Source organism: Sphingobacteriales bacterium (assembly GCA_016700115.1).
Classification (GTDB): domain Bacteria; phylum Bacteroidota; class Bacteroidia; order Chitinophagales; family UBA2359; genus UBA2359.
Genome location: CP064999.1, coordinates 5,083,943 through 5,105,003 on the forward strand (window position 1 = coordinate 5,083,943; position 21,061 = coordinate 5,105,003).

At 37.0% G+C, this 21,061-nt stretch carries 14 protein-coding genes; 7 read left to right on the forward strand and 7 right to left on the reverse strand.

Going from position 1 to position 21,061, the window contains the following annotated elements:
- Positions 1–20 precede the first annotated feature (20 nt).
- Both IPM47_18200 and IPM47_18205 read right to left on the reverse strand, forming a co-directional pair.
- A complete protein-coding gene (locus IPM47_18200) occupies positions 21–476 on the reverse strand; it encodes a hypothetical protein (GenBank protein QQS28751.1) in 456 nt (151 codons plus the stop codon).
- 247 nt (positions 477–723) lie between these two features.
- Positions 724–2,151, reverse strand: a complete 1,428-nt coding sequence (locus IPM47_18205) for a hypothetical protein (GenBank protein QQS28752.1) — start codon at positions 2,149–2,151, stop codon at positions 724–726.
- A 1,083-nt stretch (positions 2,152–3,234) separates the two neighbouring features.
- Between IPM47_18205 and IPM47_18210 the strand changes: the two genes are divergently transcribed.
- Positions 3,235–4,644 (forward strand): hypothetical protein, encoded by a 1,410-nt coding sequence (locus IPM47_18210; GenBank protein QQS28753.1) that lies wholly within the window; start codon positions 3,235–3,237, stop codon positions 4,642–4,644.
- Between the two features lie 104 nt (positions 4,645–4,748).
- Here IPM47_18210 and IPM47_18215 read toward each other — a convergent pair whose 3' ends face one another.
- On the reverse strand, positions 4,749–5,420 hold the full coding sequence (locus tag IPM47_18215; GenBank protein QQS28754.1) for a phosphatase PAP2 family protein: 672 nt from the start codon (positions 5,418–5,420) through the stop codon (positions 4,749–4,751).
- Between the two features lie 278 nt (positions 5,421–5,698).
- Between IPM47_18215 and IPM47_18220 the strand changes: the two genes are divergently transcribed.
- The gene (locus tag IPM47_18220; GenBank protein ID QQS28755.1) at positions 5,699–7,756 is read left to right on the forward strand and encodes a BatA and WFA domain-containing protein; all 2,058 of its coding nucleotides are present in this window, start codon (positions 5,699–5,701) and stop codon (positions 7,754–7,756) included.
- A 41-nt stretch (positions 7,757–7,797) separates the two neighbouring features.
- The gene (locus IPM47_18225) at positions 7,798–8,361 is read left to right on the forward strand and encodes a DUF4199 domain-containing protein (GenBank protein ID QQS28756.1); all 564 of its coding nucleotides are present in this window, start codon (positions 7,798–7,800) and stop codon (positions 8,359–8,361) included.
- A 23-nt stretch (positions 8,362–8,384) separates the two neighbouring features.
- On the opposite strand, the gene IPM47_18230 is transcribed toward IPM47_18225, so the two are convergent.
- Together IPM47_18230 and IPM47_18235 are read right to left on the reverse strand one after the other, a co-directional pair.
- Entirely contained in the window at positions 8,385–9,914 is a 1,530-nt protein-coding gene (locus IPM47_18230) for a hypothetical protein (protein ID QQS28757.1), read from the reverse strand.
- Positions 9,915–9,926: 12 nt separating this feature from the next.
- A complete protein-coding gene (locus IPM47_18235; GenBank protein ID QQS28758.1) occupies positions 9,927–10,670 on the reverse strand; it encodes a hypothetical protein in 744 nt (247 codons plus the stop codon).
- Between the two features lie 693 nt (positions 10,671–11,363).
- Between IPM47_18235 and IPM47_18240 the strand changes: the two genes are divergently transcribed.
- Entirely contained in the window at positions 11,364–12,158 is a 795-nt protein-coding gene (locus IPM47_18240) for a hypothetical protein (protein QQS28759.1), read from the forward strand.
- Positions 12,159–12,445: 287 nt separating this feature from the next.
- Positions 12,446–14,200 (forward strand): aspartate--tRNA ligase, encoded by a 1,755-nt coding sequence (gene aspS, locus IPM47_18245; protein QQS28760.1) that lies wholly within the window; start codon positions 12,446–12,448, stop codon positions 14,198–14,200.
- Positions 14,201–14,205: 5 nt separating this feature from the next.
- Here the strand turns inward: aspS and IPM47_18250 are convergent, their stop codons facing one another.
- Both IPM47_18250 and IPM47_18255 read right to left on the reverse strand, forming a co-directional pair.
- Positions 14,206–14,952 carry a geranylgeranylglyceryl/heptaprenylglyceryl phosphate synthase gene (locus tag IPM47_18250; GenBank protein ID QQS28761.1) on the reverse strand — a complete coding sequence of 249 codons (747 nt, stop codon included), beginning with the start codon at positions 14,950–14,952 and terminating at the stop codon, positions 14,206–14,208.
- A gap of 111 nt (positions 14,953–15,063) precedes the next feature.
- Positions 15,064–15,432, reverse strand: a complete 369-nt coding sequence (locus IPM47_18255) for a VOC family protein (GenBank protein QQS28762.1) — start codon at positions 15,430–15,432, stop codon at positions 15,064–15,066.
- 328 nt (positions 15,433–15,760) lie between these two features.
- Between IPM47_18255 and IPM47_18260 the strand changes: the two genes are divergently transcribed.
- Together IPM47_18260 and IPM47_18265 are read left to right on the forward strand one after the other, a co-directional pair.
- Positions 15,761–20,260, forward strand: a complete 4,500-nt coding sequence (locus tag IPM47_18260) for a S8 family serine peptidase (protein QQS28763.1) — start codon at positions 15,761–15,763, stop codon at positions 20,258–20,260.
- Positions 20,261–20,346: 86 nt separating this feature from the next.
- The gene (locus tag IPM47_18265; GenBank protein ID QQS28764.1) at positions 20,347–21,012 is read left to right on the forward strand and encodes a sigma-70 family RNA polymerase sigma factor; all 666 of its coding nucleotides are present in this window, start codon (positions 20,347–20,349) and stop codon (positions 21,010–21,012) included.
- The last annotated feature ends 49 nt before the right edge of the window (positions 21,013–21,061 follow it).

Genomic DNA, 21,061 nt, shown 5'->3' on the forward strand with positions numbered 1-21,061 from the left:
ATTGCACGGAGCTTAGCCCTTTACTGCTTTTCGTAAAGGAAATTCCAAATATCTGACATGTGCAATTCAATCCTTTTGTCATCGTCCCCGTAAGCCACAATAAAAGTGTCCTTATATCCACGGGATTTTAATTCTTTTTCGGCATTAACTGCCTGATCGTAATGTGAAAACTTCCCAACAGAATAGCGATATAATCCTGAGGGCGAGATGTCTATTTTTACTTCCTCCCCGGCTACCTGATGAAAAAGAATGTCGTTTTCAGATAATGGAGTGGTAAAAGCTCCTATTTGCAACTTGAAATATATCTGACTACGGGTATATCCTGAAAGTGTCGCAGTTTCATTGGGCACCATTTCTGTTTTTGTTTTTGCTTCTGCCTTTTTCCGTTGGGCTTTCTTACTACTTTTGCAACCTGCCTGACTTAAAAGCAGTAACATACACAATACAACGACAATACCTTGGATAGCAGTTTTCATATCTGTAAAATAAATTAAGAAAAAATTAACCGGCAATCATATTTGGAAGACAGGTTTAACTGCCAAATTATCTTTTTACTGTTTAATTGTAGTTTTAATGCTGCCAAAAAATGATGAAGTCAATCCTGATTTTTTTTAGATTCTTCCAAAAATATGCCAAAAACGTTAAAAACGCCAAAAAACAGAAGGTCAATAGCCCTTATTTTAACATAACGCAAAAGAACCTTTAAGTTAAGTTACAAATCGTTTATCGTTCCATCTCCTTTATTTTCTGTTTCAACCACCCTGACAAGTTTGGTCTGTTTTCTAAGGTTTCCAAATAAGTTTTCAGTTTTTCCAAACTTTTTTTATCGTATGGTTTTTCTCTGATACTAACCAACCTGATAAAAACCTTGTAAGAGGAAAATAAAGAGTTGTACAATTTCTCTCCCAAGCCCTTATTTTTTATATAATGCCTGAAACTGTCAAGATATGACAAGATGAGGCTGTACTCTCCTCTTTCGTAAAACAACATGAGTTGCAACTGTTTGTAGGTCATTTTCAAAACGCCCAAACGTGCAAGATCTGTTTTGATTAAATAGTCAAAAGACAGGTTGAAGTCTTTTTTTAAAAAGTAAAGATTTGCTAATGTAAAGTTTAAAATTGTTTTTTTAACATCATTAGTGAGAAACCCGGAGTATTTATGAATAAATTCTTCTGCCTGTTCTATTTGTCTTTTTTTCATAAGTTCAACAGCACCATTGTAAAAAGAAGCTGATGAGATATTGCCGGTAAAGTTAAGCTCAATTTCCAGTCCGATAGATTTCCAAAGGCTATAGTCATCCAACTTCATTAACGCCTCATTCTTAAAGCCCTCAACTAACAGGTAATGAAACAAAGCCTGAATACATTTGTATTGGACCTGATAATGCAGTTCATTGCGTTTTTCCAGGAAAAAGTTTTTTAATTCCATATAATCTTCCAATTTTTTACTCCATTGCAATTTGTAAATCATTTCCATTGCAACCACAATCAAATCGGTTTTCTGAAATTGAAGATTCCGGATGGTAGTAAGTATTTGTGTGAATACTGAACTTGATTTGGGCAAACTGCGATTTTCTTCCAATTCACTTGCCATATTGAGCGTTGATACATAAAGCCATCTCAACCAATTTTCCAAAACCTGATTTGCGCTGTTAACTTCTATTCCGTAAAACACTTCGTTCTTCTCTTTGATTTGAAAGGTGATAAAACTAATATAATATTCCAACCAAAGAGCATTTTCATTCTTTTTTGACTTGTCTTTCAGATATTTTTCAGCAATCCGGATTTCGTAAGACAAGCTGTCTAACATATTGTTTCTATAAAGCTTGTTTATTAAGATTCGGGATTTTTCCAAAGGCTCTTGCTTCAGATAAGAAAGGGCTAAAAAGTGCTCAACGATTTCCACCAAATAAGACATGATATCTCTCAAACGCTGACTGTTAAAAGGCTCGTTTGGGTACAATATCTTGTATAATACAGCAAGATTTAGATTCTCATCGGTAAAATCCGGATGTAACGAATGTAACAAATCAAAAAACTCTATGCATTTGCCATGTTTCTTAAAATAGGGCGAAATCACCAATTTTCGCAATTGCCTCATTTCTTTAGGAGATAGACTATTAAGAAGCACAAATAATTTGTGATTTTGCATATTTAAGATTTGTTATCTGATTTTGTGATAAAATACATCTTTATATCCTCAATTAAACCCGCTAAATTATATTTTGAAACAGAGAAAATTGACATTTTTAAAGCAAAAAAAACTATATGAAAGTTTAAAATCAAAATAAAACCCTGGAAAATGTCAATTAAAACATATTTTAAAACCGATTAGTTTAGGGTTTTTTTCTCCAAAATTTAGTTGAAAGCTACCCTAATGCTTCAGTCATTCCTTGTTCAACAAACGATTATTAAATACTTTGAGTCTTGTATTTAAGATCATCGTGTCTGGTTCTTTAATAAAAATATATATTTCTGGACTATTTTCAGTGTGATGAAAAGTGTTTAAATAGCTTTCTAAAAAAATAAAAATAAAAAGTTTTTTTGAAAAGATTTTTTTTGCTTTTTATTTTTACATTTGCATTTCGCTTATCAATTTAAAATTTAATGAAAAAAAGTTGCGGCTTTTTTACAATAAAAGTTGATAAATATGGATAATGGGTAATTGAGTTTACCTTCGTTAAAAAGCCAAAACTTAGATCAACAAAAAGAATTAGTTCTAATCTTAAAATTCAATGAATTGTTCTTCCTGAAAACCGGCCTATAATAAACAGAAATTGTTCCACAAACAGCCCTGAAATTCCTAACAAATGAAACATTAGAAAGAATACATAACAATATGCAGTTGGGATAATTTTATCTAAATCGGTAAATATTAAAGGGTATAGCAGGTCAAATAGTTTGAAAAAAAGTTTAAAATTACCTGAGGGCAATCAAGGATGTCCTTTTTTTAAAAGTTTTTTTTAGCCTTTTTTGGTTTTTTTTTCCAAATACAGTATTCAGAGCACTTTAACTTTGCATCCAAGCTTTGTAGGCTGTTTTGGGGATGCTCTAAAAACCATAATTATGACTAATAAACAACGGTCTTTTTTTCTGTTTTAAATGTATATCCATAAAAAAAGGAAAGGTTGATAGAAGTAGTAAAATAGCAAATGGTAAACAGAAATCTTTTTAACGATAAACAAAACCGGTTTGATTGTTCTCTGCTTGTTTTAACAACCAAAAACACACTGCAATGACAACATTAACCACTTCTAAACATCTAATATTTTTTAGAATAATTGCACTTGTAGCATTTATTTTGTTTACCGTTTGTGGATTACAACTTGCGGTTGCTTGTTCTGTTAGTTTTCAAAGTCAACCCACCAATCAGGGTTCAGAATATTCCCCTGATTCATTTTGCCATCCCAAAAAAGACGGGGTTTCTTTTTTTACAGGTAGTATGGAAAAGATTATAGGGAATAACAATCTCATTTACCTGCCTGTTTTTGTATATGTTTATGCCGGTTATAAACCTGATTGTCGCCGTATGCAAAATAATGTATTTGACAAAAAAGAAGTAGGCGAATTTTTCAATAAAAACTTTTTGAATGTCAAGATTAATCTTCATTCAGAAGATGGTTTTAAACTTTACAATGATTATTCACTGAAAAATTTTCCGGCTTATTTGTTTTTAAACCGGTTTGGAGAAGTGATAGACCAATCTTACGGATATATAGAAGCTACTGAATTTCTAAAATTCGGCAAACAAGCTTTATACAAATTTCAATCACAGGATAATACTCATTTCATTCAGGTAAGTCAGCCTATTGAAGGAGATGAAGTTTCTAATAATTTTGATCAACAATTCAAAAGCCTGATTGAATATAATATCTTGTATGAAAACGGATATACAGAAAAGGATTTTTTATACAATTATGCTTATTTGCTGAAAAAATTCAACCAACCAAACCAACATATTGCAGACCAATATGTATCCCAGTTATTACACAGCGGATTTTCAATGTCCAAAAATATTCAGTTTATTTTTGACTTTTCAGACAATACTCAAACCAATGCTTTTCAGGTTTTACTTAAAAACTATAACTACTATATCAAATTCCTCGATGAAGAACGGATAAATTTGCGGATAAAAGAGTCGGTAAAAATGTCTGTAATTTTAGCGGCTATGAACAGAAATGTGAAAGAAATGGAGCAAGCATTATCCTATTTGAAGTTGGTTAATTTTCGCGATTCTGAGGAATATATATTTTGTATGAGGGCTACTTTTTATGAAAAAACCGGTAATTGGAGAGAGTTCAGCACTTTAGTTTTAGATTATTTTAAAAATCCAAATAGTATTGACCATCAATTACTGGACATGTTTTCAAGAAAATTTGCGGTAAACTCTATAAACGAGCTTAAACTTGAAAAAGCGCTGATATGGTCTAAGGGATTAGTTAACGAATACCCGACAAACTATAAGTACAGAGAAACTTATGCAGCTTTATTGTATAGGCTGAATAAAACAACAAAGGCTTTGAAAGAAGCGGAAACTGCAAAATTATTAGCTCAAAAACATGGACTTGATTATTCTTCTACGCTTTACCTGATCGAAACTATTCTGAGTAATAAAAAGCTGACTCAGCAATTCGTTGAAGATTAAGCCAAAAAAATTTCCTGCTATCGTTGCATGTTAATTTTTAACATGAAGCGTAAATAACAGGCTGTCTTGATTGTAGGCAGACCCGGTTTAATGCCGGGTCTTTTTTATTTTTTTTTATGGAGTTGCGGAACCATAACTCCAACCAACGCACCTACTGCATAGCCTGTTAAAACATCTGATAAATAGTGTTTTCCGCCTCTCACCCTTAAAAATCCGGTTATTGCCGGCAGTAAAGCAGCACCTGTCCAAATATATGGTTTGTATTTGGAGTTTGGGTAATAATCGGCAAACATCTTTGCTGTCATAAAAGAGGCTGCTGCGCTGGCAGAAGCATGGCCGGAAAAATAAGAAGAGGTGGCATCCCTGCCTAATTTTTTATGCATTGGGGCATTGGGATTAAAAACAAAAGGGCGCTTTCGTTTAAACAACTCCTTAGTCAGACTTGTAAGCGCTGCATTTACAAGATATGTTTCCAAACCAATAAGGGCTAACTTTGATGTGTGTTTGCGCATGTTGTTATCTATTAATAAAATCAAAGGCGAAGCCATAGAAGTGTACATTAAAACATCACTGCCTGTCTGAGCAGGAATAGACCAAAAGCGTGTAGCAAAACGGTCAAAGGCTGGAATGGATTTTACATCAAGTTGAGCAATTTCTTCAGGTGTCAGTCTTGGTTTGTTTTTTTTCATCCATTCAGATAATCCCGTACCTCCAACTCCAAAAACAGATAAAGGCACTTCCGTATGCCACTTCAAACGGTAGGGGTCAGGAGACATCTGGGCCTTAACCGGATGTAAAAAAACGTGGCTAAAAATTAAAAAAACCCACCAAATTTGTCTGTTGCTTTGTCTGACCCTTTTCATATTGATACTTAAATTTTGCGCACAATATACTTAGTAAAATTCATCTCTTGCTTTTAAATACCATTATGTCCATTTTTGCTCCCCGTTTTATCAAGTATCTTTTTTAACTCTTATTTTTAAAACCGGTAACGAAGTAAAACTGAACTGATGTTTGATAAATCGTTTTGCCCTGCAACAAAGCAGATAAAAAAATGGTTTCTTATCGTAATTTTGCATCCATGAGTTTTTTATATCCCTCTTTTTTATTTGCCCTAAGTGCCATTGCCATTCCTATTATTGTTCATCTTTTTTATTTCAGGCGCTTTAAACGTGTTTATTTTACAAATGTCCGGTTTTTGAGGGAACTCAAAGATGAGCGTTCGTCCCGGAATAAGTTAAAACACCTTTTGGTTTTGTTAAGCCGGATTTTAGCAGTTTCCTTTTTGGTATTTGCATTTGCTCAACCATATATTCCCAAAAAAGACACAAAAATTGTTCAGGGCAACAAAGCGGTCAGCATTTATGTGGATAACTCTTTCAGTATGAATGCAGGTAGCGGGGTCATGCTTTTTGATCGCGCAAAACGCAAAGCTGAAGAAATTGTCGGTGCTTATGGTCCGGAGGATAAATTTCAGTTATTAACCAACGATTTTGAAGGCAAACATCAAAGATTAGTCAATAAAGATGAGTTTTTAACCTATTTAGAAGAAATTCAAATTAGTCCTTCGGTTAAAACTCTAAATGATATTGTACTTCACCAACAAGAAATCATATCGGAATCTGATTCCGAGCAGAAAAATCTGTTTATCCTGTCCGACTTTCAAAAAAACATCGTCAATTTTGAAAATGATACTGCTTATAACCTGTTTCTAATCCCCCTTCAAGCAGCAGAAGGTCAAAATGTTTATATAGATTCCGTTTGGTTTGAAAATCCGGCCCGCACCCTCAACGAACAAGCTCAACTGTTAGTCCGGATTAAAAATAACGGCAGTAATGATGTTCAAAACGGGAAAGTTGAACTACGTATCAATGATCAGGTTAAATCAATCCGCGATTTTACCATCCAGGCAAATGATAAAACAATTGACACTTTAAGCTTTACCATTTCAGAAGCCGGTTGGCAAAACGCAGTTGTTCAGATTACCGAATCTTCGACCATTGAATTTGACAACACCTATTATTTTACTTTTGAAGTAGCCGAACAAATCAATGTACTGGTGATCAATTCGACGACAGGAGCTAACGCTTATCTGAATGAAGTTTTTAAGCAGTTGTCCGGATTTTCGGTTCAAAACCAACCTGAAAATCAAATTGATTATGGTAAACTGCCGGCTAATCAATTGATTATATTGAATCAACTCAGAAGTCTTTCTTCAGGATTGAGTGCTGCTTTGCAACAATATGTTAACAATGGCGGTAGCTTGCTGATTTTTCCTTCTGCAAATGTTGACCTCAATAGTTTCAATAATTTGATGAAAGTGCTAAGGGTAAATACCTACATTTCTTTGAACAGAACCCGGCGCGAAACCGATTTTATCAACACTCAAGAAGACGTTTTTAAAGATGTGTTTGAGCGTATCCCTCAAAATTTGGACCTCCCTTATGCGAACAGCAGTTTTGATTTAACCTCTTACTCCAATACAGGCGAGGAAGTATTATTGCGTTTCAGGGGCGGGGCTTCTCTTTTAAGCAAATATAATGTGGGGAGCGGAAGAGTCTATCTTTGTGCAGTTCCGTTGGAAACCGCCTCTTCAAATTTAGTTTCACATGCCATTTTTCTGCCTATGATCTATAAAATCGCCATTTTGGGCAGCAAAGGGAATATGATTGCATATATAATAGGTAAAAACAACAATTTTGAAACCGATATCGCTAATATGACTTCTGTTGCTGACGAAGTTTTCAAGTTAAAAGGCACTGCAGAGGAATTTATCCCTCAGCAAAAAACGATTGGTTCAAAGTTATATTTAAGTGTATCGAATCAGGTGAAGCAATCAGGGATTTATACCCTGTTTAAAACAATCTCACAACCATTGGCTACTTATGGGTTTAACTATAACCGGTTAGAATCTGATTTGGAATACTTTAATGTGTCTGAACTTCGAAAAATGTATAATGCTTCCAACATTAAATTTTTAGAAGACAACACAGAACTTTCTGTATTGGTTGGTCAAATTGACAGGGGCATTACTTTGTGGAAATGGTGTCTGTTATTAGCTTTGATGTGTTTGCTTTTTGAGATTTTGTTGCTCAGATTTTGGCGAACTTAACTGATACAGTTTTATTTAGTAACTTTTACAATCAATAGCTTATGTTATCCGAAAATATTGGTGTTAAATACGGAATGTATTTAGGGTTAGGGTTCGTTTTATTGTTTGGAGTCTTGTATGCCGTCAACCCGGTTTATATGTACAACACATGGTTGGGACTTTCCATTTTTCCAATAATAATTGTTGTTATGGTACTTGCTGCCCGTCAGACAAAAAAAGATCTGGGAGGATATGCGACATTTACACAATTAGTTTCTCCGGCATTTGCCGTGATGGTCTTCGCTCAGTTATTCAGCAGTTTATTTAACTATATCCTCTATAATTTTATAGATCCCACACTAACCGACACCCTTCGAAACTTTACCATTGAGTCGACCTATAATATGCTCAATATGTTTGGCACTCCGGAGGAAGAAATTGAAAAAGCCATCACTAAAGTTGAAGAACAAGATTACAGTGTTACATTAAGCAGTACGTTCATGGGTTTTGCTATGTTTGCCATTTTTGGATTTGTTGTAGCATCAATCATTGCTCTGATAATGAGAAAAAATCCACCGTCAAATTTGAATGATCAGGAAGTGGAGAAGGAAGAGCTTGATGTTTAAAAAGACATAAACAAGGTCTGTAATTAGTATTCATTGGGATTAGCCAGACTTTTTGCTTCTGTTTTAGCTGCAACCCAAGCGCGGAAATCAAAATAAGCAAAGACCCGCCTTTCAAAATTATCTTCAGCAAGCTGATCTAAAACAACCTGCATTTCAGAAAGATAACCTGCAAAGTCAGTTTCGGAGGTTGAGTGAGACAATTTTCTAAGTAATTGTAAAATAATATTTTCCAATTTATATTGCATTTCTTTTTTCAGCAAAAAGCGGTAAACAGAAATAATGGTTTGTTTCCGTTGCAAATGATCGTCCAGTTCATAAGCGGTCAATAAAGTTAGGATTTTGGCAAATCCAACAACGTCTTTCCTAATATTGGTATGCTGATATTCCAAAACCCGCTGTAGCCAGGAATGTGCCCGTTCAAACTGTTCGGCACCAAAACACAGATGAAACGCATAAAAACAAAGCATTACCACACCCATACCGTCAATTTGTTCAGAAAAACGGATCAATCCTTCTTCCAGATCATTGATACAGGAAAGCCCGCCATAATAATCGCCTTGCGAAATGTATAAAGTCATTCGGTGATAATAATAGGCTTCAAACAACTTCAGTTGGATTGACGCTTCAGATTGCCTGTTTTCATCAAGCAACATGGCTTGCAGTTTTAACAAATAGAATTCTCGTTCAGGCTGCTTGTTCAATGCAGCGGTAGTATTGAGCAGATTATTGATCGCATTGATATAGGTTACAGGTTCGAACTGAAGCAATTCAGGTCGCTCTTCCAATAACGAGACTAATTTTTTACTGTATTCATAGCAAGAAGGCAGGTTTCTGATAATAAAATTACAATTCGCCAATGTTTTAAATCGCAGAAGTTTTGCTTCAAAACTGGAGGGTTGTATTTCATCCTGAAGCAATGGATTATTCAACAATCTGGCAATCTGATCTAAATCTTCCCTGTTGCCAGTTATTCCATGCTTGGTTTGATAATATTGTAAGTGTGCATGAAGCAGCCAATATTGGTTGATTTCAATCAATTGATTTAATAAATTCTGGCTGTCAAGTTGTAGTTGAGCTAATATTGTATCACTTTGGTTATTAAAAGAATCGGCTTCGATTAAAAGTTTTTCCCAGTTAATGATCTGCAGGGTGATGTCTTTTTTCTCAACTTCAGCCGAAAGCTTTTTGGCTTTAATTACCATTTTTAAAGCCTGATCAAACATCCCTTTGTGGTAAAGAAAAGCGATAGTACCCATCATTTCCCGCAACTGAGCATCCACAGAATTTTGGGCATGATATACATTCATACTTCTGAGTATCAGTTCATACAGATATGACTTTGCAACGGGAAGTCTGTTCGCAAATTTCTTACCGGCAAACTTTTTTAAAAGTGCCTCCTCATTGTAAACGAGTTGATTATCAATCGCATCAAATAATTCTACATAGTTATTCTGTTCCCCAATTACATGGCGGGAAGAGTAAATTTTAAAAAACCTTTTTTCAGATTTGCTCAAACTTTTTATCAATCTGAAAAGATTATCTTTCTTTTTCATTCTCCGATGATGCTAATCGGTTTCTGTTATTGAAATTTCGTCAAATTCAACGGTCTGAATATCTTCAACAAATATTCCTATGTTTTTCCAGGACTTGTCGGTATCCAAAGTGCCTTCATAAACCTTTTTACCATTTGCCAGATAGGTAAATCTTATTCCGCGAACTCTAACCTCAAAAATATCTGATCCATCTTCTGATGTTGATTTATGTCCTCCGATATAATTAACTAAATCGTTTTGCCATTCCCCATTCTTTTTTAAATTTATGGATGCATACCCGTTGTTGGTCAAACTAAAACGATGATAATTCATACTATCCATACTGAGTATCAGCCCATAATATTTGTCAGACCTGCCAGATTTTTGTTTTGATTTGAGAACGACATTATAATTGGTGGCCTCTCTCTTTATAGGAAGCCATGACCACCAAAAATACCCTTTTTCTTTGTAGTCAATTATAAATTTTCCATCGTAGATTATTTTCATCCCATGTTTTCTTAACTGGGTATCCCATCTGTTTACGTTATCATCAAACGTATCTTTAAAAATCAGACGATTATCTTTTTCTTTGGGATTATCCGGACTTTGTTGATTCGTCAATGAAAGCATTTCAGCGTTTTCCTGCACCTGTTTTTCCAATGTTGAATTTTTAAATTTCAACTCAATCAATTGAGGTTTGAAATAAAGGTAACAAGCCAGTATTCCGAGAAAAACACCCATAAAAAAAATGGCAATAACTGATGGATTATTACGCATACATTCAAATTGTTAAAGTCTTCAAAATATTGGTATAAAGCTACAACATTTAAACCTATAATACCGATTCAAACTTTTTTTTAAGTATGTCTGTGATTATTGGAACATACTGTTTAAGCAAAAACAAATTATTGAGTAACAATAATCGGTTGTTTAGATTCTGTATTTTATAAATTTGTACTTACCATTTTTAAACATCAGTTTTTTTAGTTTGGTGAGTTAAATGCTGCGTTAAGTTCACTTTTTTCATGATTTGCCTAAAACAAAAACGAAACATTCCATTAAACAATCCGCCTAAAAAGCCAAAAATGTGAGCAATAAAAAATTTTTTGAAAATATTTGCTAAATATATTTGCGAATACGAAAACCTTTGTTTTAATTTGCACCATCAAAGGTTATTGAAGAGAACAAACTGTACTGATTGAAAAAAGTGATGTTTCATGAACCCTGTAACATGAATGATTATGGCTGAAAAAGTACAAAAGTTGAACCCTGCTCAATAAGTTGTGAATAAAACCAAACAAAACAGAATTTAATTAACCACCCAACCAAAAGTTGTATATTTTGTTACTAATCATTACATCAGATTGTACTGGTAAAAACTTATCATCTTAGTCAAACTGCTATTGTTTTGATGATATGGCACGAATATTGATTAGTCAATCATACAATCAAGGGGAAAAACTAAACACCATGAAAAATCAACTTGTCTTGTTAACAGTAGCCTTGCTGTTCAGACTTGGTTTAACTACCGGAATTTTGAACGCAGCTTCTTTGTTGGCTATTGATGAAAACACCATCCTTCAAAACCCACAACCGGCCAAGGCTAATCTATCATTTAATAACAGTGTACAAACTGTTAATCTCGTTCTGATCGGAATTGTTGTAGATAAGAAAACACTTTTGCCGGTCGAAGGGATAAGGGTAGAAGTTGAAGAAAACAATAGCGGATCCAGACAATGGTTTAATACCAAACAAGACGGCAATTTCTATTTTAAATTAGAAAGCGACAAAGAATACAAACTTTCTGCTATCAATAAAAACGGCGAGAGAGAAGACAATAAAATTATTTCGACTGACAATAAGCGAAAATCAGAAATTTTGAGAGCCGTTCTACAGATTACAGTTCCTGAAGTTAAATCTGATCCTGTTGTAGCTGAATACAAAATTGAAAAAAGCAATCCAACCTCAACAGCAAACCATAATATTGTCTTTAAGATTCAATTGGGTGCATTCAGGCAGCCGATGAGTACGAAATCTCCCTTCTATACCAATGTATCCGATGATTTTAAGTTTGAAATAGAAAATACTACCAGCGGTTATATAAGATATATGGTTGGCAGCTTTAAAGACATCGCGAAAGCTAAAGAAGAAGAAACAAAATTTCATAAAAAAGGCTACAATAAGGCGTTTATAGTTCCTTATGTCAACAACCAAAGACAAAGTATTTCTGTGGAAGAAGTATTAAAGAAATACGGAAGCAAATAAAATACTCAATTCAATTCTTTTTTGGAAAGAGACACCGTTAATTTAAAAAACGGCTGTCTCTTTTTTTATTTTGTGAGTTTTTCAATTGTAAACGGAAAACTCACTATGATGCTTTTGCCAAAAAGGATTTTCTAATTGGGCAGTAAAGCATTACTCTTGTAACATAAGTCTTATCAAAATTTAATTGTTATATTTTCTTAGCCAAAAAAACTAACTTTGCAGGCTTTTTTAAAAAAGTGGAATAATTGAAACATCCAAAACACAACTTTGCATTTTAAACCATCAATATGTACAGATCACATACTTGCGGAGAGTTGAGAATATCCCATATTGGCCAACAAGTTACACTAAGTGGTTGGGTTCAAAGAGTCAGACAATTAGGAGGCATGACTTTTATTGACTTGCGTGACCGATATGGCATTACCCAACTTGTCTTTGATATGAGTATTGAGCCTGATTTATTTGCTTCTGCCAATAAACTTGGAAGAGAATTTGTGATTCAGGTAGTCGGTATTGTTAGAGAACGTAGCAGTAAGAACTCAAATATGCCTACCGGGGATATAGAAATAGATACCAAACAATTGAAAGTTTTAAATGCATCAAAGGTGCCCCCATTTACAATAGAAGCGGAAACTGATGGAGGGGATGATTTGAGAATGAAATACCGATATTTGGATTTACGCAGACCTATAGTACAACAAAACATGATTGCCCGTCATGAAATGGCTCAGGCCACACGCAGGTATTTAAATAACCTTGGATTTCTGGAGGTTGAAACCCCTGTTTTAATTAAAAGCACTCCGGAAGGAGCCCGTGATTTTGTCGTACCTTCAAGACTCAATCCAGGACAGTTTTATGCTTTGCCACAATCACCCCAAACTTTCAAGCAGCTATTGATGGTTTCCGGTTTTGACCGCTATTACCAAATTGTCCGTTGTTTCAGGGATGAGGATTTAAGAGCAGACCGTCAGCCTGAATTTACTCAAATAGACTGTGAAATGGCTTTTGTTACCCGCGAAGATGTACTGCAAACCTTTGAAGGGCTGCTCCGTTTTTTGCTTAAAGAAACCAAAGGGTACGATTTAGGAAAAGTCGAAAGAATGAGTTATGACGATGCCATGCGATTATACGGGAGCGACAAACCTGATATTCGGTTCGGAATGGCGTTTACTGAACTAACCCAATTGGTCAAAGGACATGGGTTTCCGGTTTTTGACGAAGCCGAACTGATAGCCGGCATCAGTGTTGAAGGTTGTGCAGAATATACCCGCAAACAAATTGATGAGTTGACAGATTGGGTAAAAAGGCCTCAAATTGGCGCTAAAGGATTGGTTTATATCCGATACAATTCAGACGGTACGTTAAAATCTTCTGTGGATAAATTTTATTCTACTGAACAATTGCAACTCATTGCTTCGGAAATGAAAGCAAAACCCGGTGATTTACTCCTGATTTTATCAGGAACGATTGATAAAACCAGAAAACAATTAGGGGAATTGCGGATGGAAATGGCGAAACGCCTTGGTTTGAGGAACCCCAAAGAATTTAAAGCATTATGGGTGCTTGATTTTCCTTTGTTGGAATGGGAGGAAGAAGATAAAAGGTGGATAGCTTGTCATCACCCTTTTACCCGGCCACGTACAGAAAATCTCGAACAAATTAACGAAGCTGATTGGGGAGATTTAAGAGCAGAAGCGTATGACCTCTGTTTAAATGGAAATGAAATTGCCGGAGGCTCAATCAGAATCCATGAACGTGAATTACAGGAAAAAATGTTCGATTTGTTAGGCATGACAAAAGAAGAAGCACAACATAAATTTGGGTTTTTGATGGGCGCTTTTGAATATGGTGCGCCTCCTCATGGCGGAATTGCATTTGGATTTGACCGTTTATGTGCCATTTTAGGTGGACAGGAATCCATCCGCGATTTTATAGCTTTCCCCAAAAATAACAGCGGACGGGATATGATGATTGATGCTCCTTCACCCATTGAAGAAAAACAATACCGCGAGCTACATATCAGGAAAATTGCCACCGATTAGCTGTCTTATACAGAATGAACAGCAAGAGCAAGTTCGTTCACCAGATTAGGCGATTTTTCCAGAATATTTCCCACAACAATCAGGTCTGCACCTGCACGACAAACTGATGTTGCCTGTTCAGGAGTACGAATACCTCCGCCAACTATCAGAGGTAATTGAATATGGCGTTTTACCTCACTGATCATTTCTTCAGAAACGTGGTGAAGTGCACCGCTTCCGGAATCTAAATAGATGATTTTCATCCCCAACAATTGTGCAGCCATAGCTGTACAAACCGCAATCTGGGGTTTATCGGCCGGAATAGGGGTACTATTGCTGATATAGGAAACCGTTGTTGGTTTTCCTCCGTCAATCAACAGATAACCCGTTGGTAAGATTTCCAGATTGGAGTAAAAAAGCTGAGGAGCAGACACAACATGTTGCCCGATCAGCAAATCTGGGTTTCGTCCGGAAACTAAGGAAAGAAAAAATAGAGCATCTGCTGAATGTGAAATCTGAAAAACACTGCCGGGAAAAAGTACTACAGGAATTTCGGTTTTGTCTTTAATGAGGTTCACCAAAGCATCCGTTTGATTGTTCATCACCAAACTTCCTCCCACAAAAACAAAGTCCACACCTGAAGTTGCGGCCAGATTGACGAGCGAAGATACCTTTTCCGAATTGACTTTATCGGGGTCTATCAGAATCGCAATTTGCTTTTTGCGATTTTCCTGAGTTTCACATAAACGCCGGTAAATGCCGTTGTCTTTCATGTAAACGGTTTTGGCAAAGGTACAGGTTTTACCGTTATTTTTCAGGAAAAGACAAAGGAGGTATCGGTAAATGACATCGTGATAATCCCGTTAATTTGACAATTTGTTTCTTTAGTCTGATGTGTGAAGTGCAACTTTGTTTCCCTCAGTGTCTAAAAAATAGGCCACGGAACCGACATCTTCAGAAACTTTGGTTCGTGGCATTAAAATTTGACCGCCGGCTTCAACGACCCGGTATAGTGTTTCATCAAAATCATCCGGGCGGTAAAAGTAAACCGTTGTTCCATAAGGAGAGGGCACCGCATCCGGATGTTCGATTAATGCACCGCTAACAATATCAGGCTCGTTGGGAAAAAAAGCCATTCTCATCCCACCAAACAAAGTCGGTTCGACCGGTGTGTTTAAAACATGAGAATAAAAAGCAGCAGCACGGTCTAAACTATAGGTTGGAATCTCAAACCAGGAAATTACTAAATTCATTTTAGAAGAATTAAAAAGGTTAGTCAATCAACGACCTCATAAAGATAATCTTTTTTGTTTTATCAATCTTTGCCGGAATGATTTTCAGTTATTAAATACCATATTTGTCTTACATTGTATTGGATTTTTGAATTCAAAAATCCGAAAACCTAAAGCTATTGCTACAAACCCCTTATTTTGTAATTGTAATCAATGGATAACGCCTGTATTTTTGTAGTGTAATTATTTTTACAATTTAACCAAATTTGGTTTTTTTAGAGACAATACGTTGTCTAGCTTTTTAATTTTGCTCTACTACACATTTACTTACTATAAGACAAGACTACCTATGAAACACAACTTATACTGCCTTCTTTTTGTGTTCCTATTTGATTTGATTGGGTTTAATGCCCATGCACAACACAAGCTTTACCAAACCGGACAATTGTTTGTTAAGTTTGACAATGAATGTTCATTTGAGTGGGAGCACAATGACAAACAACGTGTTCAACAATTAAAAAATGATTTCCCTGATTTGCACTATCTGTTATTGACTTATAAAGCCCGCGAAATAAGCCGTGCCTTTAGTCTCTCAGACAGACGATTGCAGTATATTTACCTGTTGACTTATCAGGCTGAAGTTCTTTTGGAAGACCGGCTTTTAGAAAAATTGCGCGAGTTGAACTATGTCAGATATGCAGAAAAAGTTCCTAATTATCATCTGTTTGATTGTACACCTGATGATGCTTTGTTTGCCCAGCAATGGAGCATGACCAATACAAATATGCCGGCAGCTTTTGAATTGTTGGTCAATGGCGGATCGTGTAATTTTAACAATGTTCCGGTTTGCAATGAAGGGGTAGTTCTTGCCATGGTGGACGATGCCGTTTTGACTACACATGAAGATTTAGCCCAGATGTTGTGGGTAAATCCGGGTGAAATAGCAGGCAATGGAATTGATGATGATGAGAATGGATATATTGACGATATCAATGGATGGGATGCCGCCTTTAATGACAACAACCCCTACCCCGATGTTTTGACCGATACTCATGGCACACATTGTGCGGGAATTGCGGCGGCACAAACTAATAATGGTATTGGTGTTGCCTCTCCTGCAGGAAATTTTGTTCAATTGATGCCGGTTAAAATTGCTTCGTTTGGCACGCTGACCGCACCTTATCAAGGTGTACAATATGCTATTGCTGCCGGTGCTGATGTTATCAGTATGTCGTGGGGAGGAGGCGGTTTTTCCAATACTTACCAAACTCTTTTTGAGGTGGCACACGACAAAGGAATAGTTTGTGTTGCTGCTGCAGGCAACGATCATGTTGATATTCCGATGTATCCGGCATCCTATAACCATGTGATCTCGGTGGCTGCTACTAACAGCGCAAATCAGTTGGCCGATTTTTCCAATTTTGGTTCAACCATTGACATTGCCGCTCCCGGGGTTGATATCATGAGTTGCCTTGCAGATAATAACAGTGCTTATGGACAAATGAGCGGCACTTCAATGGCATGTCCTTTTGTGAGTAGTGTTTGTGCGATGATGTTGTATTTAAATCCGGTTCTGAGTCCGGATGATGTGTTGAGTTGTCTTCAAAGTACAGCCACAGATGTCAGTGCTCAAAATCCGGATTATATAGGATTGATGGGTGCAGGGGTTGTCAATGTTGAGGGAGTGTTTCAGTGTCTTGAAAATGTGCCTGTTGCAGGCTTTTCCTTTTTATATGATGTTTATTGTCCCGGAGAAATGGTTCAACTGACCGATGAAAGTGTAAGTTGTCAGATATCGGGTTGGCAATGGAGTTTTCCGGGTGGATCTCCTGCAACATCCACAGCGCAAAACCCCACTGTCAATTTTCCGTCCGGCACTTATAATATTTCATTGACCGTTACCAATGTTTACGGCAGCAATACGGTTTCTCAATCCATACTTGTCGGCTCGCCAACTGTAACTCTTGGTGGGGGTGGTAATATAGTTGAAGGCTCGATTTTAAGTTTACAACTTACTTATAATGGTTCCTTGCCTTACGATGTCGTTTATACAGACGGAACAAACAACTATGCCCTGAACGGTATCAATGAAAATCCTTACTTTTTCAGTGTTTCTCCTTCTGATACTACAACTTATACTTTGGTGAGTGCCAATAATGCTAATTGTACGGCTAACTTAAGCGGGATGGCACAAGTGAATGTATTGTCTGTGTCGGGAAATGAGCAGGTTTGTAAATTCGGAAATGTATATGGCAATGCCGGAGATAATAGTCTTAACCGTTTGACTTCCTATAACCCCGTTACAGAAACGGTTCATATCGGAACCGGAACACCTCATATAAGCATCATAAACACAGCAAGCGGTGATGTTGTTGACGCTAAAACATATTCAGGTTTAACCTGGCCGGGGGTAAACTATACCAATGCCCCCAATGGTGATTTAATCGGTATTCGAAGCGATACCTGGGGTCCTAACTCAAAATGGTTTGCAAACCGAATAGATGCAGCCGGAAATTTGATTTGGGCGGTCAGATATGAAGGCTCAGGCAGGCAACAAGTCCCCAATATCATTCCTTCTTTGGGAGATAATTATTTTATAGCAGGCTGGTATAACAACACCGGCGGCTCTTCGGACGATTTTGGCGTGATTAAGATTGACGGGAATGGAAATGTGATTGCTTCCTTAGCCTTAAACAAAGGTGATGACCAAATGGGGCAAATTACCCCCGACGGTTCGGGTGGGTTGTACATGATTGGCGAAGTAGAACATGACCAAACCATTACCTTCATTCACCTGGACCAAAATCTTTCTGTTTTGCAAACCCATCAATATATTGCCGCTGCTCCTTATTATTCAGAAGGCAGATCAGTTATCCGAACCTCAGATGGAGGATATGCACTTACGATTTACCAAAACACAAGCGGCTCTTCCCAATATGCGGCCTTGATGAAACTTAATGCTTCTTATAATATTGAATGGGTGAAACGTTTTTCTCCAACAGTTACTTATATACACTGTTATTCAAATGATTTAATGGAAGATGCAGATGGCAATATTTATGTAGCGGGTGATATTGCCTTAACCCTCTCTTCTTTTCGCGCTTTTTTTGCCAAATTTTCACCAACAGGCACGCTTTTGCTTTCGAAAGTAACTGCTGATGCAGCCGGCATTGCCGCCAACGCAAGATACGGCACCATTAAATATAACCCAAATTCTGCTTTTGCTCCTTTTATTTTAGGTTCATACCCTTTAGGTGGCCCTTTTGGCGGAACAGATATTTGTATAGTCAGAACGACCGGGGACCTGGATGAGTGTATGCTTGCCGATTACCCATTGAATGTTGTTGACGAAGCATGGAATTATCTCCCGCTAACCATGACCGAAACACCTGTTTCTTTAATTCCTCAACCCTTGATTGCAACCACGGTTGACGAAACCATCAACCGCCAAAGTGATTGCCTCGACTGTATTCAGAGCAACTGCACCCTTACTTGTGAGATTAACCTCCCTGTTTCCGGTTTTTGTGCCGGAAGTTCTCAATTGCTAAGTGCAGACTGCTCCGCCGATTCCTATCTTTGGTATATCAATGGTAATATTGCAGGTTCTGATAGCGTAATTACCTATTTATTTGATCATGCCGGAGATTTTGATATACAACTCTATGCAAGCAACAACGAATGTACCGTATTGGCGGAAGGCAATATTTCTGTGGCAGGTGCTACGGGAGATGCCGGAACAGACCTGATTCTTTGTCCGGGCGAACAAGGACAATTGGAAGCGTCAGGCGGTACGGGTTACATCTGGTATCCTTCTATCGGATTGAGCAATCCGGCTATTGCTAATCCTGTTTTGACCCCTGATTCGTCGAGAACTTATTTTGTTACCATCATCAATGCTGCCGGATGTGTAACGACCGACAGCGTTCAGGTGTGGATCGCCCCTCCTCCTGTATTGTTGCCTGCAGAACTCGATACAATTTTGTGTGATTCCGACACTTTAATCTATCAAATCTGGAATGGCAGCCCTATCTCTGACTACACTTACGCATGGAGTCCTTCCGGCGGTCTCAGTTGCACCGATTGCCCTAACCCATTACTGACCATCAATGCAAGTGCTACCTATACGCTTACCGTTTCTAATAGCTTTGGTTGTTCTGCCATTCAAACATTTTCTGCTTATATCGGGTATTATCCTGTTTCTGCCGATACTATATTCCAAACTACCTGCCTGATTTCTGAAGCCGGCTTTTTTACCGATACCCTTCCCAATCAGACAGGATGCGACAGTTTAATCTATCGTTTAGTTAGTTTATTGCCGTCCAATATAGACACCATTTATCAGACCACCTGTTTGCCTGAAGAAGAAGGAATTGAAACTTTTGCCCTTTCCAACCAATATGGCTGCGACAGTACCATCACAATTATAACCGAATTATTGTCAGGTTCAGAATCTACCATTAACCTGTTCACTTGTGATGAAACATTATTAGGAAGTGTTACTGAAATATTTCAGGCGCAAAACGGTTGCGATAGTACCGTTATTACCATTACCTCATTGGATATTGGCTGTGAGGAGTATCAAATCGCCATCCCAAATGCGTTTTCACCAAATCAGGATGGGTTAAATGACTCGTTTTTTGTCAGAAGCAACGATATTGTTTCGCTTTATCTCGCTGTTTACAACAGGTGGGGAGAAAAAGTCTTTGAAACAGAAAATCTGAATACCACCTGGAATGGTCAGTTTAAAGACAAAGAATGTGAAATCGGGGTGTATGTTTTTTATGCAAAAGGGCTACTAACCAATGGAGAGGCATTTGAAAGAAAGGGAAATGTAACTTTAATCAGATAGATTCCTTTAAAATAGAAATAGCGAGCATTGGATAATGCCCAAACTTAGTTAAAAATACTGAAACTCAAAGGCAACGCTTTTTGTCTTTGATTCGTTTAGAAATACAGCTATCGGCTACGAAAAGCAGAACGGAAAACAATTTAATGGAACAAGTTGCCGTAAAAGTGCAGAAAAAGCCCAACACATCCCCTGAACCTGATTTGCACATCATAGAAGGGTGTCAGAGAAACGACAGGCTTAGCCAGAAAAAATTCTATGAATTTTTTTATGGCAAGATGATGGGAATATGTTTGCGCTATACCAACGGCTCTGAAGAGGCAAAAGACATTCTTCACGAAGGGTTTATGAAAGTTTTCCAAAACATCGGACAATTTACCCCAACAGCGAGTATCGAACATTGGGTAAAGCGTATCATGATTAACACTGCGATTGATCATTACCGCCGAAATAAAAAAACACAAAATCAGGTAAGCATTGACTACGCGGTTGGAGAAGCGGATGAAGAATCCTATAATTCCATTTTAGATGAATTTTCTTCTGAAGATATTCTGAAGTTAGTTCAAAAGCTGTCGTCAGCCTACCGGACGGTGTTCAATCTTTTTGTTATTGAAGGTTACAGTCACCGCGAAATCTCTGAAATGCTGGGCATCAGTCAAGGCACTACCAAATCTAATCTCGCAAAAGCAAGACAACAATTGCGCGACATGATTCGCAACAAGTTGCCCGAACATCAGCCCTATTTTAACGACTAAAGACAGTTTCAAGTTTTATTTGTTATTTATCAAAGAACCGAAAAGAATT

Coding starts and splice junctions, on each gene's coding strand:
- IPM47_18250 (QQS28761.1), bottom strand. CDS start 14,952: ATGAAAGACAACGGCATTTACCGGCGTTTATGTGAAACTCAGGAAAAT.
- IPM47_18205 (QQS28752.1), bottom strand. CDS start 2,151: ATGCAAAATCACAAATTATTTGTGCTTCTTAATAGTCTATCTCCTAAA.
- IPM47_18230 (QQS28757.1), bottom strand. CDS start 9,914: ATGAAAAAGAAAGATAATCTTTTCAGATTGATAAAAAGTTTGAGCAAA.
- IPM47_18235 (QQS28758.1), bottom strand. CDS start 10,670: ATGCGTAATAATCCATCAGTTATTGCCATTTTTTTTATGGGTGTTTTT.
- IPM47_18215 (QQS28754.1), bottom strand. CDS start 5,420: ATGTCTCCTGACCCCTACCGTTTGAAGTGGCATACGGAAGTGCCTTTA.
- aspS (QQS28760.1), top strand. CDS start 12,446: ATGTACAGATCACATACTTGCGGAGAGTTGAGAATATCCCATATTGGC.
- IPM47_18220 (QQS28755.1), top strand. CDS start 5,699: ATGGTTTCTTATCGTAATTTTGCATCCATGAGTTTTTTATATCCCTCT.
- IPM47_18255 (QQS28762.1), bottom strand. CDS start 15,432: ATGAATTTAGTAATTTCCTGGTTTGAGATTCCAACCTATAGTTTAGAC.
- IPM47_18210 (QQS28753.1), top strand. CDS start 3,235: ATGACAACATTAACCACTTCTAAACATCTAATATTTTTTAGAATAATT.
- IPM47_18260 (QQS28763.1), top strand. CDS start 15,761: ATGAAACACAACTTATACTGCCTTCTTTTTGTGTTCCTATTTGATTTG.
- IPM47_18225 (QQS28756.1), top strand. CDS start 7,798: ATGTTATCCGAAAATATTGGTGTTAAATACGGAATGTATTTAGGGTTA.
- IPM47_18200 (QQS28751.1), bottom strand. CDS start 476: ATGAAAACTGCTATCCAAGGTATTGTCGTTGTATTGTGTATGTTACTG.
- IPM47_18240 (QQS28759.1), top strand. CDS start 11,364: ATGAAAAATCAACTTGTCTTGTTAACAGTAGCCTTGCTGTTCAGACTT.